Origin of the sequence: Nonomuraea sp. NPDC049637, assembly GCF_040675235.1 — a bacterium.
In the GTDB taxonomy this organism is placed as follows: Bacteria; Actinomycetota; Actinomycetes; order Streptosporangiales; family Streptosporangiaceae; genus Nonomuraea.
The window spans coordinates 1-16,178 of sequence record NZ_JBFAOM010000078.1; the positions used below are offsets into that span (position 1 = coordinate 1).

The 16,178-nt window shown below is 71.0% G+C and carries 12 protein-coding genes; 6 read left to right on the forward strand and 6 right to left on the reverse strand.

The annotated features are described in order from the left end of the window. Positions 1 to 332, reverse strand: a 332-nt coding sequence (locus tag AB0J71_RS47655; protein WP_364420931.1) for a metalloregulator ArsR/SmtB family transcription factor, incomplete at its 3' end; no start/stop codon positions are given. Between the two features lie 175 nt (positions 333 to 507). Continuing rightward, positions 508 to 1,077, reverse strand: coding sequence for a TetR/AcrR family transcriptional regulator (locus AB0J71_RS47660; RefSeq protein ID WP_352320119.1), 570 nt, complete (start codon positions 1,075 to 1,077; stop codon positions 508 to 510). A 79-nt stretch (positions 1,078 to 1,156) separates the two neighbouring features. Here AB0J71_RS47660 and AB0J71_RS47665 point away from each other — a divergent pair, with 79 nt between their 5' ends. From AB0J71_RS47665 to AB0J71_RS47680, 4 genes are read left to right on the forward strand one after another with little or no spacing between them, the layout of a single operon-like run. Continuing rightward, entirely contained in the window at positions 1,157 to 2,356 is a 1,200-nt protein-coding gene (locus AB0J71_RS47665; RefSeq protein WP_352320121.1) for an MFS transporter, read from the forward strand. A gap of 58 nt (positions 2,357 to 2,414) precedes the next feature. Then, entirely contained in the window at positions 2,415 to 2,789 is a 375-nt protein-coding gene (locus AB0J71_RS47670; protein ID WP_364420934.1) for a nuclear transport factor 2 family protein, read from the forward strand. A 44-nt stretch (positions 2,790 to 2,833) separates the two neighbouring features. Next, on the forward strand, positions 2,834 to 3,730 hold the full coding sequence (locus AB0J71_RS47675; protein WP_352320125.1) for an SDR family NAD(P)-dependent oxidoreductase: 897 nt from the start codon (positions 2,834 to 2,836) through the stop codon (positions 3,728 to 3,730). Between the two features lie 23 nt (positions 3,731 to 3,753). After that, positions 3,754 to 5,655 (forward strand): hypothetical protein, encoded by a 1,902-nt coding sequence (locus AB0J71_RS47680; RefSeq protein WP_364420936.1) that lies wholly within the window; start codon positions 3,754 to 3,756, stop codon positions 5,653 to 5,655. A gap of 113 nt (positions 5,656 to 5,768) precedes the next feature. On the opposite strand, the gene AB0J71_RS47685 is transcribed toward AB0J71_RS47680, so the two are convergent. After that, positions 5,769 to 6,737, reverse strand: coding sequence for an NmrA/HSCARG family protein (locus AB0J71_RS47685; protein ID WP_364420938.1), 969 nt, complete (start codon positions 6,735 to 6,737; stop codon positions 5,769 to 5,771). Positions 6,738 to 6,831: 94 nt separating this feature from the next. On the opposite strand from AB0J71_RS47685, the gene AB0J71_RS47690 reads away from it, so the two are divergent. Beyond that, positions 6,832 to 7,305 (forward strand): MarR family transcriptional regulator, encoded by a 474-nt coding sequence (locus tag AB0J71_RS47690; RefSeq protein ID WP_352320130.1) that lies wholly within the window; start codon positions 6,832 to 6,834, stop codon positions 7,303 to 7,305. Between the two features lie 23 nt (positions 7,306 to 7,328). Here AB0J71_RS47690 and AB0J71_RS47695 read toward each other — a convergent pair whose 3' ends face one another. The 3 genes from AB0J71_RS47695 to AB0J71_RS47705 all read right to left on the reverse strand — a co-directional run bounded on the left by AB0J71_RS47695 (position 7,329) and on the right by AB0J71_RS47705 (position 15,269). After that, positions 7,329 to 11,159, reverse strand: a complete 3,831-nt coding sequence (locus AB0J71_RS47695; RefSeq protein ID WP_352320132.1) for an endonuclease/exonuclease/phosphatase family protein — start codon at positions 11,157 to 11,159, stop codon at positions 7,329 to 7,331. Positions 11,160 to 11,239: 80 nt separating this feature from the next. Then, positions 11,240 to 12,337: a hypothetical protein gene (locus AB0J71_RS47700; RefSeq protein WP_352320133.1), complete on the reverse strand. Its 1,098-nt coding sequence runs from the start codon at positions 12,335 to 12,337 to the stop codon at positions 11,240 to 11,242. Positions 12,338 to 12,497: 160 nt separating this feature from the next. Then, on the reverse strand, positions 12,498 to 15,269 hold the full coding sequence (locus AB0J71_RS47705) for an AAA family ATPase (RefSeq protein ID WP_352320135.1): 2,772 nt from the start codon (positions 15,267 to 15,269) through the stop codon (positions 12,498 to 12,500). A gap of 243 nt (positions 15,270 to 15,512) precedes the next feature. Here AB0J71_RS47705 and AB0J71_RS47710 point away from each other — a divergent pair, with 243 nt between their 5' ends. Then, complete coding sequence (locus tag AB0J71_RS47710) at positions 15,513 to 16,172, forward strand: sigma-70 family RNA polymerase sigma factor (RefSeq protein WP_352320218.1); 660 nt, start codon at positions 15,513 to 15,515, stop codon at positions 16,170 to 16,172. The last annotated feature ends 6 nt before the right edge of the window (positions 16,173 to 16,178 follow it).

Genomic DNA, 16,178 nt, shown 5'->3' on the forward strand with positions numbered 1-16,178 from the left:
GCCAGCGCCAGGTCCAGCAGCATCCGTACGTGCGGATCCTCCAGCCGGTAGTACGCCATCCGGCCCGAACGGCGGGCGGCCACGATGCGATGGGCACGCAGCAGGCGCAGCGCGTGGGAGACCGCCGACTCGCTCTGCCCGGTCACCGCCGCCAGGTCGCACACGCACAGCTCGCCGTCCAGCAGGGCGACCAGCAACTTCAGCCGGTTGGGGTCGGACAGCAGGCCGAAGATGTCCGCCGTGTCGGTCAGGTCCTCGGCAGCGGGCATCCGCTCGCACACCGCGGACACCCGGTCGGCGTCCACCACCTTGACGGCGCAGCCGTCCACCATCAACACATTCTCAGCTGAAGAACTGTTCATATGTGTATTCTGTCGCCTATGCGATGAATGTCAACAACGACAACCGCCTCGTACCGCAGCTGCGCCGGGGGCGCACTCCAAGATCCGATCGCGGGTGGCGTCGCTACGACATGACGTTCTGCGGCGGCCGAGGCCCTGGCGCGTGTCACCCGGCGTGGGCGCCCACGGCGATCACGGCGTCGGTGAGGGCGGCGGCGTAGGCGTCGGTGAGCTTGCCGGGGTCGAACAAGAGCGCGTACCACATCGGCCCGAAGACCAGATCGATGAGCAGATCGTCATCGGGGTGGGTGAGCTGCCCGCGTTCGCGCGCGCGGGTGAGGATCCGGCGGACCGCCTGGCGGCGCGCCGCGATCAGCTCGCTGCTCACGCGCTGGGCGAAGGCGGGATCCTGCAACGCCTCGGCGGCCAGGGCCTGGTTGAGTGCGCCGGCCACCCCGCGCTGTCCGGCGAAGGTGGCCTCCAGCAGGGCCAGCAGGTCCTCGCGCAGGTCGCCGGTGTCGGGGGTGGGCAGCCGGGTGCGGGCGTAGACCGTCAGCACGTCCAAGATCACCTCGCCCTTGCCCGGGTAACGGCGGTAGACCGCCTGTTTGGACACACCGCTGCGGGCGGCGATGGCCTCCATGCTCACCCCTCGGTAGCCCTGCTCGGTGATCAGGTCCAGGGCGGCCTGACGGATGGCGTCGTCGACGGCGGGGTCGCGGGGTCGTCCGGTCATGGGCCGCAGTCTATTTGACATACGCACCGGTCCGTATTTAAATGTCAATACGCAACGTACCGTATTGAAAGGAGGGGGCATGCGTCCCCGCTCCTCCACCCCCGCACTGCTGACGCTGGCGTTGGGCTACTTCGCGCTGGGGACGGCCTCCCTCGCGGTCGTCGGCCTCAGCGGCCCGATCGCCGTCGACCTGAAGGTGTCCGCCGCCACCGTCGGCACCCTGATCACCGTCTTCGCGCTGGTGTTCGCCCTGGCCGCCCCCGTCGCCGCGATCGTGCTGGGTCGCCTGGACCGCCGCACCGTGCTGCTGGTGGGCCTGGCGCTGATGGCGCTGGGCGGCGCCGCAGCCGCGATGGCGCCCAACTTCGCCGCCCTGGCCGCCGCGCGGGTGGCCGCCGGGCTGGGCGCGGCGATCTTCGGACCGGCCGCCTCGGCCACCGGCTCGATGATCGTTCCCGCCGAGCAACGGCCCCGCGCGCTGGCGGTGGTGTTCGGCGGGATGACCGCCGCCACCGTGCTGGGCGTGCCGCTGGCCTCTGCCGCGGGCGCCGCGATCGGCTGGCGCGCCACCATGGCCGCCGTGGTCGCCCTGACCCTGGTGGCCGGCGGATTGCTGGCGGTGCTGCTGCCACCGGTGGCACCGGGCCCGCCCCCCACCGGTCGCGCCTTTGCCGCCGCGCTGCGAACCCGGGGCGCCACACTGATGATCGCCACCACGCTGCTGGTGCTGACCGCCCAATTCACCGTCTACGGCGTCGCCGGGGCCTACCTGGCCGCCCGGTTCGGCGCGGGCCCGGGGCTGGTGTCGCTGACGCTGCTGGTGTTCGGCGTGCTGGGCATGGCCGGCAACGCCGCAGGTTCCCGCGTCTATGCCCGCCTGGGCGGCGGCCGCACCATCGCCGTCGCGCTGGCCGGGCTGACCCTGGCCTTCCTGGCCCTGGCCGGTGCACCCGCCGTACCGGCGGCCGGGGTCGCGGTGTTCGCCTTCTGGGCCGTCTTCAACACCTTGTTCATGGCCCCGCAACAGGCCCGGCTGGTGGAACTGCTTCCCGAACAGCGTGGGGTCCTGCTGGCTCTCAACGCCTCGGCCCTGTACCTGGGCATGAGCCTGGGCAGCCTGCTGGGCGCCGGACTGCTGCCCGCCCTGGGCGGCCACTGGCTCCCGGCACTGGCGCTACTGCCGCTGGCCGCGGCCGTCACCGCCCACGCCGCCTCCACCCGTCCGCGCCCGACCCGCCCGGCCGCCCTGGTCTCCGCGGCCACTCCGGCCCACCGCTGACCTGATCTTCCTTTCCGACCTTCCTTTGTTCGTCACCTCAACCTCACAGGAGAACCCCATGTCCCAGCCGGCAGCCCAGCTCGTGCGCGACTACTTCGAGCAGATCTGGAACCAGGGCCGCACCCAGCTGGCCGACCGGTTCCTCGCCGCGGACCTGATCCAGCACAACCCCAACCTGCCCGATGGCCGCCGTCCGCTGACCGAGTTCATCGACGGGATGCGCGCCCAGCTCCCCGACGCCCGCTTTGAGATCCGCCGCATGGCCGTCGACGGCGACCTGGTGTTCACCCACAGCCTGTTCACCGCCCAACCCGGTCACCCCGGCATCGCGGTGGTGGACATCTTCCGCATCTCCGACGGCCTGATCGCCGAACACTGGGACCTGCGCGAGGACGTCCCCGCCACCACCGTCAGCGGTCACCCGATCGTCTGACCCGACCAGCACCAGCACCGGACCGAACGTCGAGGTCGATACCCGTGACCACCTCCACCACCCGCCCACTGCACGACCAGACCATCCTGATCACCGGCGCCACCGACGGCCTGGGCCGCGCCCTGGCCCACCGCCTGGCCGCCGAGGGCGCCACCCTGATCCTGCACGGCCGCAACCCGGCCAAGGGCCGGCACCTGCTGACCGACCTACGCGACCGAACCGGCAACGACCGGCTCGCCTTCGAGCATGCCGACTTCGCTCACCTGGACCAGATCCACTCCCTGGCCGACCGCCTGGCCACCCGCGACCGGCTGGACGTGCTGGTCAACAACGCCGGCATCGGCGTGGAAACCGCCCCCCAACGCAGCGCCGACGGCCTGGAGCTGACCTTCCAGGTCGACTACCTGGCCACCTACATGCTCAGCAGCCTGCTCACCCCGCTCCTGGCCCGCACCGCCGGCACAGGCGGGGGCCCGGCGCGGATCGTCAACGTCAGCTCCGCCGGACAGGCCCCCCTGGACTTCGACAACGTGCTGCTGGAGCACCACTGGGACGGCGTGCAAGCCTACTGCCAGGCCAAACTCGCCCAGATCATGCTCACCCTCGACCACGCCGAACTCCTGCGCGACCACGGCGTCACCGTCAATGCCCTGCACCCTGCTTCCTACATGCCCACCAAGATCGTCACCCACCTGTTCACCGTGCAAAGCACCCTGGACGAAGGCGTCACCCACACCGCCCGCCTGATCACCGACCCCGCCCTGGACAACGTCACCGGCACCTATTTCAACCGCTCCCGCCCCGCCCGCGCTCACCACCAGGCGTACGACACCGACGCCCGCACCCGCCTGCGGGAGATCAGCCGGCAACTCACCGGCGTGCCCTTCCCCGCCGCACCTCTCCGGGCCGCCGAGAACTCCCGCCGCCAGCCGGGACGGTGACCCTGGAGGGATGGGAGGCTCGAATGGTGCGTACCTGGTTCGAGCCCGAAGAGGCCGAGGAGTTCGAGGCCGCCAAGGACCTGCTGATCCGGCGGTGTGTCACGTGGGCGGAGGAGCACGGGCATCCGGTCGATGACCTGCTGCTCTCCGCAGCCGTCGACGCGCGACACGAGAGCCGTGACGGCCGGCTGGCGTACTGGGACGGTGCGAGTATCAGGTTCTTCCTGCTGCGATACGTGCCGTGCAAGGTGACGGCCGGGCGGGAGGAGCTCGACCTCGCTCCGGAGGTGCTGTGCACGTACCTGCGCTATCTCGACGTCACGGGCCTTCGCGACCCGCGCGGCGTCACGTTCGCGGATGCGCGGGAGATCATCGCCGACGCGCGGGCGGAGTACGCGGCCGCGCTTGACGATCCCACGCTGCGGGGGGTGGCGACGTTCTGGGCGCACACGGCTCTCGGCCAGGGCGTCGATCTCACCGTTCCGAGGGCGTTCGAGCGGTTCAAGCGCCCCTTCCCCCAGCTGCCTGTGTACCTGCCCCCCGCGTCCGAGCTGATGGAGGCCGCCGCGCGCAGTCGGACCGTCCAGCGTCTCGTCACCCTGGCCGACTGGGTGGGCAAGGACGGCCGGGCCCTCACCGACGCGGGCAACCTCCACCTCGCCGACGCTCTTGAGGTGTCGGCTCTGCTGGGTACCGGCGAGGATCGGCTGGGCGTCCGCGGCGCCGCCGATCTGCCGCAACTCAATCTGCTGCTCGCCTGGGCCAAGAAGCTGCGCCTGACCCGCACCAGCAAGGGCCGGCTGCTCCGCGTGGCCAAGGCCGCATCCTTGCTGGGCGACCCGGAGGCGCTGTGGCGGCGCGCGTTCGAGGTGCTGCCGGAGCTGGGCCGGGTGGTCACCGTGCCCGTCGAGACATGGCGATCCCAGCCTGTCCTGGCCGAGATCTTCGACGAGATCCTGCCGGACGTGCTCGACTCCATGTACGGGCTGGACGAGATGCCGGTGGTCCGGCTCGAAGAGACGGTGTGGCTGGCCTGCCAGGAGTACTTCGATCTCGACCAGGAGGAAGAGCGCCTGCGCGATCTCTGGCGCCGCGAGTCCGCCCGGGACCTGGGGCGCATGCTCGAGGTCCTGTCCGACCTCGGGGCCGTGGAGCTCACCCGCGGCCCCGCCGACCCCCTCTACGTGAGCGACCTCGACCACGACGACCAGCCCTTGCCGCCGGACGCGGTCGAACGCCTGCGCGCCGCCCTCGCCGAGCCCGGCCTCCCGCTGGTCCGCCTCATCCCGCTCGGCGTGCGCGGCGTCCGCGACCGCCTCCTCGCCGAGGGCCGCGACGCGCCCCTCGTCGGCGAACTGGCCACCGCTCCACCTGCCGAGCTGCTCGGGGTGGTCGCCCAGCACTATCCGCCGGAGGACGCCGTCGCGGAGCTCCAGGGATGGCTGGCCCGCCCGGGGCAGGACCTCGAGATGTTGCTGCAGGCGGTGCGGGACTGCCCGTTCCGTACGCGGGTGGGGGCGATGTTGCGCGTTCTGGCCGACCTCCTTCCCGAAGGGCGGCTTTTCCATGACCTACGTCACGACCCGGTCCTCGGGCCCGCCGTGTGGACGCAGCTCATCGATGCCGGGAAGATGCAGCCCGAGGCGCTGAGTGAGCGGGAGAACCTGCTGCTGGGTGCGGAGAACTTCCTGTCAGTGCTGGAGCTCGCGGGGCCTGAGGGGCTGGTGGACCAGCTCAAGAGGATGGGAGGCGGGGACGCGTACGAGTTCGTGAAGGCGGTCCTGGCGTCGGGGCACCCCGATGTCGTGGGATTGCGGGAGCTGCGCGAGCTGGTGGCCGAGCCGCTCCGCAGGACCGCCCGCCGTCGCCTCCGCCTCGTCCCCACCCGGCCGCCGGGAGCTCGGGGCCGCCGGAGGAGGCGCTAGTCCAGCAGCCATGCCACCCCTCCGCCGGAGAGTCTGTCAGGACATGGCATGTGTTCTGACTGAACCACCGACCGAGGTTGTGGGAGTCGACGCTCACTCTGGGCGGGGGCCGGTCAGTGCGGGATGGTGTCGCGGTGGGCGGCCAGCCACGTGTCGAACGACTGCAGTCGCGGGTTGAGCTCGCGCAGCAGCTCGAAGTCGATGAGCTCGGCGATGTCGGGGGCGGCCGCGATCAGGTACTGGAGCATGTTGCCGACCTCGCCCGCGCCCGGGAACCCCGCGGCCCGGATCATGTCGGGGCTGACCGCCTGGTAGGTGACGGGCTCGCCGAGCGCCCGGCTCAGCGCGGCGGCGTACTGCGCGCCGGTGAGCACGGCCCCGGCGACGCTCACCCGCCTGCCGGCCATCCCGATCCCCTGGCGGAAGATCCCGAGCGCGGTCCTGCCGACGTCCTCCGCGGCCTGCGCGGCCACCCTCGCCTCGCCGAACCCGAGCGGCAGCACCAGCGCGCCCGTCTCGTCACGCCGGGGCGCGAACATGTCCCGGAACGCCTCGTAGTAGACGTTCGCCTGCAGGAAGGTGGTGGGCACGCCCGACTCCAGGAAGAACCGGTCGGCCTCGGCCTTGCCGTCGGCGTGCGGCACCTTGTACGTGCCCTCGAAGCTGGGCGTCCCGTCGTCCGGACGGAAGTAGGCGCGCGTGTCGGACAACGTGGACCAGACGAAATGCCGGACGCCGGCCTCCCGGCCCGCCCGCGCGGCGTTGCCGGCCTGCTCCCGCTCCTTGGCGGTCGCGGGCCGGGCCCGCTCCTCCTCGGGCGTGCGCGGCTCCCAGAAGTTGGTCACCACGAAGGCGCCGTGGGCGCCGTCGAACGCCCTGCGCAGGCTGCCCGCGTCGTCGAGGTCGGCCCCCACGACCTCGGCCCCCAGCGCGGCCAGCTCCCTGGCCCGCGCCGACCCCGGGTCCCGGGTCAGGGCCCGCGCGGCGAACCGCCCGCCGCGGTCGTCGAGGATCGCGCGGACCAGCCCGCCTCCTTGCGCTCCGGTCGCGCCCACCACGGCGATGATCTGCTGCTCGGTCACAGGAACGGTCCCCTCATGTGGTCAGGTTGATGTATCAACCCGCTCACCATACAGCGCCAGGTTGATACGTCAAGCAAGCGGTAGAGTGGGTGTCATGGGATGGGAGCAGGACCTCGGCGAGGCCGACCGGATGTGGCGCACGTACATCGAGATGGCCAAGCACCTCGGCTCACACCTGCAGCAGCACCTGCAGCGCGAGTGCGACCTGTCCGCGGCCGACTTCGAGGTCCTGGTCCGGCTCACGGAGTCGGAGCGGCGGGAGATGCCCGTCGCGGAGGTGGCCGCCGCGACCCAGTGGGAGAAGAGCCGCCTGTCCCACCAGCTCACCCGGATGGCGCAGCGCGGGCTGGTCGAGCGGGTCGACACCGACGACCGCCGCTATCCCGACGTGCGGCTCACCGACAAGGGCTCCGCGGCGATCGACAAGGCTGTCCCCGAGCACACCGAGCTGGTGCACGCCCTGTTCATCGACGTGCTGGGCCCCGAGCGGCTGGCCGGTTTCGCACAGGCATGCGCCGACGTGCTCCGCGCGCTCGACGAGCACCGGGAGCGTGACTGCTCGTTGTGATCACGCTCCCGCGCCGCCGCCGGTCAGCCTGCGACGGCCTTCCAGTTCCAGGTGAGCCCGTAGGACGCGCTCAGCGCCAGCAGACCCGGGCCGACGGTGCCGAGGCTGAGGAAGCGGCCCTGCGCGTCGTACTGGCCCACCGCCGTCGGTGGCGAGGCGTGCCTGTCGGCCGGCGGGGTGCAGAACATGTAGCCGCCGTCATTGGGACGGAATTCGTTCAGCGTGAGCAGGTTGCCGTCGCCGACCGCGGGGTTGGTGGCCGTTGAATTGACATACAGCCCCTTGTGGACCAGGTAGTAGCAGTAATAGTCCTCGGTCTTGTCGGCGTAGACGGGCATGAACTCTTCCTCGGAATCGTCGCTGTCGGGTTCGAGCGCCACCGGCGTGCCCGGCTCCGGATCGGAGTCCTGCACGGTCATGGCCGAGCCCGCGCCGGTGACGATCTCATCGACGTCCAGCGCCTCGTTCTCGGCGTCCTGGAGGAACCAGCGCTGGTCGGGATCGAATTCGTCGGTGAGGTCACGACCCACCAGTTCTTCGCCGTCGGCGCGATCCAGGGCGGTCAACGCCTGGCCCGTGGCCTTGTTCAGCAATATCCAGGTGCCGTCTCCCATGTCGAGCAATCGCCACAGCTGGGAGTCGCCCTCGTCGGAGCCCTGGAGAATCGCCGGCGCGTCGCCGAGTCCGGATTCCTGGCCCAGATACGTACGCGTGAGGCTGTGCAGGACGCGATAGTGTCCCGGGTCGTCCCCGGCGGGCAGGAACCGGAAATCGTGCGCGCTCTGCTCGGACCGGGCGAACGTCCTGGTCTTGAGACGGCTGCTGCCGGGCCGCGTCCCCGCGCCCGAAGGGTAGGGGGAGCGGGTGCTGGAGGCGCTTCTGAGATTCTGCGTCGTCCGCGGAACGGCCTTCGCCTGCCGCGCCGGTTGGGACGTCGTGCACCGCGGGTCCTCGGTGAGATAGGAGAAGTCGTATTCGACGGGAAGGTGGTCCGACATCTCGAAGTCGGTCATCGGCGTCCCCAACCCGTAACCCCTGTAGAGCGCCGGGGTGACGCCGTTCCGGGTGACGGCGTAGTCGATCGTGCGTCCGCTGACCGGCCGGGTGGGCCCGCTGGAGGGCAGGACGTCGAACTGACGGGAGTCGTCGCCGAGTGCGGTCAACAATCCCGTCTGCCCGTAAGCCTCCATGTTGAAGTCGCCGAGGACCACCCAGGGCAGCGGTTGCCCGTTCGGGCCGGCGGTCTGCATGCGACTCCTGACGTTCCTCAGCATCGTGACGTTGTCCGTGCCGCCTGCCGCGGCCCCGTGCCAGGTGAAGTAGACGACCCCGCAATAGTTGACGCCGAGCGCGGGACGGGACTTGCCCTCGTGAACGCCGTTCCGGGTCGCTCCGGGGACGACGAATATCTCGTCCCTCCGGACACTTCTCCGCGTCCAGACCGCCAGATTGATCTTCTCGGGGTTGCCGGACCCGGTGTCGACGTTCGTGTTCAGCCAGTAGAGGTAACCTCCGCCGCGGCCTCCAGTGGTCCGGCTGAGCCAGATCTCCTCGACGGGAGGCGCGTTCGTGCTCCCGTCGCGCATCCTCTTGACGTAGTCGCTCTGCGCGATCGTGTCTTTGCCCCAAGAGTGCCGCTCGGCGGGATAGCCGGTTTCCTGCAGGGCGAGGATGTCGTTCTCCCTGGGAGGGCTCTCCCGGGTGTGCAAGGCGGGCAGCGCGGTCGCGTACCTGTCGCCCTGCTGTGGCGAGGACGCGCCGGCCATGTTCCAGGTGGCCGCCTTGATCTCGACCAGCTTCGGGTCGCGTGGAGGAAGCTCGCCGCCGGTGTCGCGGAGGAACAGCGAGTGCCGGTGTCCCACGTCGAGGGCGGCCACTCCGTTGCCCTGGTAGTTCAGGGTCTCCCGTCCGGTCCAGTCCGTGATCGCCTGCCCGTTCTGGCTCAGGGGCAGGAACGCGCGTGGGTCGGAGTCGTCCGATCCGAACTGGAAGGCGGTGCCGGCCTGGCCGCCGTACGGCCGGTACGGCTCGAACGGCCCGCCGGCGGTGGTCTGCTTGCTCAGCGTGTTGTCGTAGAAGACGTTCTGCGGCCCGGAGGAGCCGGCCCACTTGCCCGCCTTGGGCCCGGCCGCCCACCAGATCGGGTACCAGGTGCCCGCGTCGATCTCGCCGCCCTCGCCACCGCAGTTGGCGGAGCAACTGGCCGAGCGGTGCTCGTAGGGCACTCGCACCGTGTTCTGCTCGAACAGGTTGTCGTGCTCCCAGCCGCCGTGCAGGTTCAGGTCGGAGTCGAGGTCGTTGCGGAAGGCGACGTTGCCGCCCGCCGACCACTGGAAGGTGAAGTGGCGCAGGTTGCGGCTGAGGTTGTGCGCCCACAACGAGTCCCACACGCGGCTGCCACGTAGGTAGCCGTTGCCGCCCTTGCCCTTGTTCCAGGCGCCGTCGAAGCTGTTGCGCTCGATCTGCAGGTTGCGCGCCACCTCGGTGACGATCGGGTGCGAGCCGGTCATCGTGGCCCTGAGCCCGCGCGCCCAGCTGTTCGCCGCCCATTTGAACACGATGCCGTGCATGGCGTACTCGGGCGCCAGGTTGCCGTAGTTGTGCACGGCCTGTTCGGGAGTGAGCGAGTACGTCTCCTGGCCGCCGATCTTCGGCAGGCCGTTCATGTCCTGGGTGAAGGAGAAGTTCTCGAACCCGACGCCCTCGACCACCTTCAGCGGCGTGACCTTGCTGGCGTACGGGGTGCCGTTGCCGTTCAGCGGTTCGGAGCCGTCCGATTCGGAATTCACCGGCAGGTCCCACCTCAGCGGCCGGTCCAGCGTGATCGTCTTGGCCGTGGCGTCCATGCGGCTGAGCCGGAACATCTCCTGCCGCATGTGGAGCGCCTCGATCATGCTCTGCTCGGTGATGCCCTGCTGCGCGTAGAACTTCCTGCTGTTGGCCGCGCCCACCCAGACATAGCCGCCCGGCCTGAACTTGGACATGTCGGCCTTCGCGTCCAGCCGCACGACCGTGCCTCCCGCTCGTGCCGAGAAGCCCGGGTCGTCGGCCGCGGCGGCCACCTTGAAGCCGGAGACCCAGTGCTGGTTGACGCTGCCCTCGTAGAGGTCCTTGCGCATGGGCAGGTTGGAAGCCAGCTCCCAGTCGTCCTGGTACCGGGCCGCCACCTCCCGGGTCTGGACGCGGAACATGCCACGTCCGGGCCAGATCCAGCCGCCGTTGCCGATGTCGGGGGCGGTGCCGGCGATCATGCTCTCCTGGTCCCACCGGCCGTTGATCACCTGGTCGTAGCGGGTCTGGAGGCCGGGCCTGAACACCAGCCGGGTGCCGCCGTCGCCGGAGCCCTTGCCTCGTACGATCAGAAATCCGGCATCCACGTAGATCTGCCGGGTGATGTCGATCCGGCCTGCCGGTAGCTCGATGAGCGAGAGCCGGTCGAAGTTGGCGTTCGGCGAACAGTCGTTCTTGACGTGGTCGATCGCCTTCTGCAGCCCGGCGGTGTCGTCGGTCCCGTCGTCCGCCGTCACCTTGTAGGAGGAGGCGAGCTCTTCCGGCGAGATGCGGCAGGAGGCGTCGTCGGTCAGCTCCGTTTCGCCCTCGGGCAGCTCCTGGCCGCCTCGGTACCCGGCGCGCGACCAGTCCGGCAGTCCGGCCGGCGGGGCCGTGCGGTTGTCGTGGCTCAGGTCAGGGCCGGCCGCTGCGGGCCCGGCCCCCGGCGGGTCCTCCGCCGTGGCGGGTGCGGTCGCGGAAGCCGGGGAGGCGGACGCCCCCCACGCCGCCGAGGTGCTGCCCGGCGACGACAACGAGAGCAGCAGGACGCCCACCATGGCCGCCGCTGGTCGGACCGTTCTCACGTGATCTCTCCGAGAAGGACGCGGACGCCGGGATCCGGCGTCGGTGACGATGACGTCGTCCGGCTGAGCGTTCGCCGGCTTCACCACTGCGGGGCCGACGGCGTGGGCATCGCCGCGAAGTCGTAGACCTTCTTCCACAGCACGCCGCTCCTGCCGCCGGCCGAACCGTTGATGACGTAGAAGAGATCGGTGCCGGCCACCACGGCCAGCGGGGTTCTGCCGGGTGAGAGCGCGAAGCTGTTCTCCTCGTAGTAGCCGCTCCACCCGCCGTCGCGCGAGATCATGTAACTGCCGATGGTGTTGTCACGGTCCTCGGTGATGGTGATGACGCCGTAGCCGCTCCGGGAGAGCGCGACGGACGGGCCGTTCCTCGTGTAGCCCGGCGTGCCTGTCGCATAGACCCGGAACGGAGTCGTCCAGTTGCCGGTCCCGTAGCGCTGCCGCGACATGTACACGTAGTTGTCGGTGCCCGTGAAGGCGAGCACGACCTGGTTCCAGGGAGCGGGGTCGGCGCCGGTGCCCACCTGGGCGGCCAGCCCCGGCGCGTCCTTGCTCCGCGCGCCCGGCACGAGGCTGGGCGAGCTGTAGGCACCGGTGTCGCCGTTGTAGTACATGGTCCAGATGTCGTCGGTGGACTGGCTGTTCCAGGCGAGCATGAAGGAGTTGCCGGGGAGCGCGGCAGCCGCCACGGGCTCGGTGTCGGTGGTGCGCGTGTCGTTGGGGATCCTGGTCCAGCTGGGCAGGGTGGCGGGGAGCTGGTAGCTCGAGGTGAGCTGGACGCGGTGCTGGTAGACGTGGCCCTCGGTGCCGGTGTGGAAGATCCGGAAGTTGCCGCGGCCTCCGTCGTCGGTCCAGATCACCCGCGGCGGCGTCCAGGTCTGCGCGTCGGGCAGCGAGTACGCGGGCCCGTTGTTCAACGAGATCCAGATGGAGTCGTTGTCCGCGCCGCGCCAGGCGTGCAGGATGTTGCCGCGGTCGTCGCGCGCCTCTCCCGGAGTGGACCTGCTGGTGATCTGCCCGCCGGCGTAGGTGACCGGCTGCCAGACGGACCCCTCGCCGGGGAAGCCCCAGGAGCTGATCGAGGCGCCGCCGTCGTCGGCAGAGGCCGGCGCCGTCATTCCACCGGCAGCGGCGATCAGCGCCACGGCCGCGATGAACATCCTCTTCTTGACGAACATCTCTTCTCCCGCATCGTCTCTCGAATCGACGGCCATCGCGCCGTTGGCCCGGCGGTGACTCATGGACCGTCGTCACAGAGACAAAGTGCGGGCGGCCGCTCGTGACATGACGCTCGTCACATCACCGTCCCGCTCGCGGACGACGGCGGGCCGCGGGTCCTCAGGCCGTGAGCGCCGCGCCTTCGAGCAGCGTGGTGCGGATCTGCTTGCGTGAGGTGATGCCGAGCTTCGCGAACACCTTGCGCAGGTGCCACTCGACGGTGTGCGGGCTGATGAAGAGCTGAGCGCCGATCTCGGGGTTCGTCAGCCCGTCGCCGGCCAGGCGCGCTATCTGCGCCTCCTGGGCGGTGAGGGTCGCGCGTGCCTCGACGGTGCGCCTGCGTACCGTCTCACCGGTGGCCTGGAGCTCGCGCCGGGCGCGTTCCGCGAACGCCTCGGCTCCCATGTCGCCGAGCAGCTCGTATGCGAGGCCCAGCTGCTCGCGTGCGTCGAGGCGGCGGTTCTCCCGGCGCAGCCACTCGCCGTAGAGCAGCCGGGTGCGGGCGAGCGTCGTCCGGACCTCGGTGCGGCCGAGCCGCTCGATCGCCTCGCGGTAGAGGACGTCGGCGTCCGCTCCGTCGCTCACCTGGGCCCGTACGCACGCCGAGGTCCCGAGGGCCCAGTCGGTGCCGCTGGCTCGGGCCATCTCGTCGAGGCGCCAGGCGACCTCGGCCGCCCGGGCGGACCTCCCGCTCCGGACGGCGGCCTCGACGAGTTCGACCGTGGACCTGATGGCCGTCCCGCCGAGCTCCCGCGGGTGCTCGAAGGCTCGCTCGGCGGCGACGTACGCCTCCTCGTACCGGCCGAGGCCGTTGCAGAGCACCGCGCTCGCCCACTGGGTGGCGGTCACCACCTTGCCTTCCCCCTGGATGGCCGGGTCCCGCATGATCGCTGCGCTCACCTGACGTGTGGCGGCCTCCCGTCCTCTCCACGGCTCGAGTATCAGGGCCGCGTACTGGGCCAGGTAGCGGCTGCCCGTCACCTCGCCGATCGTCACCGCTTCGGCGACCAGCGCGTCGGCCAGGGCGAACTCACCGGCGAGGACCCTGTTCGACACGAGCATGTGGAGCGCTGAGGGCAGCACCGACAGCGCGCCCGCCTCGCGTGCCAGATCGACCAGTCTCGCGGAGAGCACCGACCAACTGTCGAAGTCCCAGACGTTGTGGGCCATCCGGGACGCGAACGGCAGCCAGCCAAGGCCCTGTTCCCTGGACACCCCTTCGGCGCGGAAGGACTCCAGGGCCCGCAGCACCATCGGCACGCCCGCGGCGGAACCCTCCGTGAGCGCCACGCCCACGCCGTTCAGGAGCAGGTCGTTGCGCTCCGGCGGCGGCCCCGGCGGTGCGGCGAGCAGCGCCTCGGCGATGTCTGCCACCTGGGCGCCGCTCGGCAGCCGGCCCGCGTTCATGGCCGCGTTCAACGTGTCGCGGTAGGTCTCGCGGGCCAGCCCGGCGTCCAGCGGCGCCAGGCGCTCCCCGGCTCTGAGCAGCAGCGGGAAGGCGGAACCGGCGCTCCTGGAGGCGAACGCGATCTGGCCGCGCAGCAGGTCCGCCTGGGCGAGTTCGCGTTCGTCCAGAGTGCTGAGTTCGGCCGCGTCCAGCAGTTCGAGCGCGGCGTCGTACCCGCCGGCCTGGTACTTGGCCCGTGCGGCCGCCAGGGCCCTGGCGCCGCGGCGCGCGGGATCGGGGGTCAGCTCGGCTGCCCGCTCGTGGAACGCCGCCGCCGCGGCGACTCCGCCGCGCGCCTGCGCCCGATCGGCCGAGCGCTCCAGCTCGGCGGCCACCGTCTCGTCGGGGCCGGCCGTCGCGTTGGCGAGGTGCCACGCCCGGCGGTCGGGGTCCGCCCGGGGGTCGGTCGCGTCGGCCAGCGCGCGGTGGACGTCCTGCCGGTCCTGCGGGGACGCGACGCGGTAGGCCGCCGATCGCATGAGGGGATGGCGGAAACGCACCCGCGTACCGATGGCGATCAGCCCCGCCGCCTCGGCCGGCGACGCGGCGGACACCTCGATGCCGAGCGACTCCGCCGCGCGGGTCAGCAGGGTGACATCCCCGACCGGCTCGGCCGCCGCGATGAGCAGCAGCCGCTGCGTCTCGGCCGGCAACGACCGGACCCGCCGCAGGAAGCCCTGCTCGATCTGACTGGCCAGCGGTCGCGCGTCGGGCCGCCCGAATCCACCCGCCAGCTCCGCCGGCGCCAGCCCCCGGGGCAGTTCGAGCAGGGCCAGCGGGTTTCCCTGCGTCTCGACGACGATCCGGTCCCGGACCTGCTCGTCGAGCCGTCCCGGAGTCACGGAGTCCAGCAGGGCGCGGGCGTCGCCGTCGCTCAACCGTCCCACGTCGAGCTGGGGCAGGCCCTTCAGCTCCGGTCCGAGGTGGTGCTCGCGCACCGCGAACACCAGCCCGATCGGCTCCGCGAGCAGGCGCCGCGCGACGAAGGCGAGGGTCTGCGCGGAGACCTGGTCGAGCCACTGCGCGTCATCGACGAGGCAGACCAGCGGCCCCTTCTCGGCCACGTCGGCGAGCAGGCTGAGCACCGCGAGCCCGACCAGGAAGCGGTCCGGCGGAGTTCCCGCGCTCAGGCCGAACGCCGTCCCGAGCGCGTCGCGTTGCGGGCCCGGCAGGCGGCCCAGATGCTCCAGGAACGGGGAGCACAGCTGGTGCAGCCCGCCGAAGGCCAGCTCCATCTCGGATTCCACGCCGGTCGCCCTGATGATCCGGCAGCCGGACGCGCTGTCCCGCGCGTACTCCAGCAGCGCCGTCTTGCCGATGCCGGCCTCGCCGCGCAGCACCAGGACCGAGCTGTGGCCGTCCTGCACCGTCGCCACGAGCTGATCCAGCGTCTCGCACTCCAGTTGCCGCCCGCGAAGTTGCGACCCGGGACCTCTGCTTGTCATGGCACTGCCCCCGACGATCATCTGTTCGTTGCCCCATGGCTGCCGAACATGGGGAGAAACCGGCGCACGTCCTAGATGGACACGTAACCTACCGTTCCGCCATTGAGCCCAGCAATCCACCAGGGTGCGGGCCAGGGTGCCGACCACGGTGTTCCCAGGGCGCGATGGCGCAGCACGAGCAGCGACCGTGATCGCAGTGGCATCACCGGATGCCAGCTGTCGAACGGAGCCGCCATCGTGACCATGACCCTCCTGGAGTCGTACGAAGACCGCGCAGAGCAGACCCGTGACCGGTCGATCACCCCTGGGGACGGAGACGATCCGGCGTTCGTCAGCGCCGCGCCCCGGCTTCTCACGATCGGCCTGCGCGTCCTGCAGGACATGGGCGAAGCCGAGGACGTGGTGCAGGAGACGTGGCTGCGTTGGGCCCGTGCCGATCGGTCGGTCGTCATCAGCCCGCCGGCGTTCCTCGCGCTGACCACCACGAGGCTCGCCGTCAATGTCGCCCGGTCCGCCCGCAGGCGCCGGGAGACCTCCGCCGGCTCCTGGCTGCCCGAGACGGCGGACCTCTCCGCCGGGCCCGAGACGGCAGCCGAACGACGAGAGGCGGTCGACACCGCGATCCGGCTGCTGCTGGAGAGGCTGACACCCGCCGAACGAGCCGTCTACCTCCTGCGCACGGCCTTCGACTACCCCTACCGCGAGATCTCCGAGCTGCTCCACCTCGGCGAAGACCATGCGCGGCAACTCCTGCGACGCGCCCGCCACCGCCTCGCCGCCGAGCGACGCCACCAGGTGAGCACCGCCGCGCACCGGCGCCTCGTGCGGACGTTCGTCGCCGCCGCCCGGTCCGGCGACCTCGCCGAGCTGGAACAAGTGCTCGCCGCCGACATCGCCCGCTGAGTTCGA

Excerpts from the sequence above, each read along its gene's own strand:
- AB0J71_RS47660 (WP_352320119.1), bottom strand. The coding sequence starts at position 1,077 with ATGACCGGACGACCCCGCGACCCCGCCGTCGACGACGCCATCCGTCAG.
- AB0J71_RS47665 (WP_352320121.1), top strand. The coding sequence starts at position 1,157 with ATGCGTCCCCGCTCCTCCACCCCCGCACTGCTGACGCTGGCGTTGGGC.
- AB0J71_RS47670 (WP_364420934.1), top strand. The coding sequence starts at position 2,415 with ATGTCCCAGCCGGCAGCCCAGCTCGTGCGCGACTACTTCGAGCAGATC.
- AB0J71_RS47680 (WP_364420936.1), top strand. The coding sequence starts at position 3,754 with ATGGTGCGTACCTGGTTCGAGCCCGAAGAGGCCGAGGAGTTCGAGGCC.
- AB0J71_RS47690 (WP_352320130.1), top strand. The coding sequence starts at position 6,832 with ATGGGATGGGAGCAGGACCTCGGCGAGGCCGACCGGATGTGGCGCACG.
- AB0J71_RS47700 (WP_352320133.1), bottom strand. The coding sequence starts at position 12,337 with ATGTTCGTCAAGAAGAGGATGTTCATCGCGGCCGTGGCGCTGATCGCC.
- AB0J71_RS47705 (WP_352320135.1), bottom strand. The coding sequence starts at position 15,269 with ATGACAAGCAGAGGTCCCGGGTCGCAACTTCGCGGGCGGCAACTGGAG.
- AB0J71_RS47710 (WP_352320218.1), top strand. The coding sequence starts at position 15,513 with ATGACCCTCCTGGAGTCGTACGAAGACCGCGCAGAGCAGACCCGTGAC.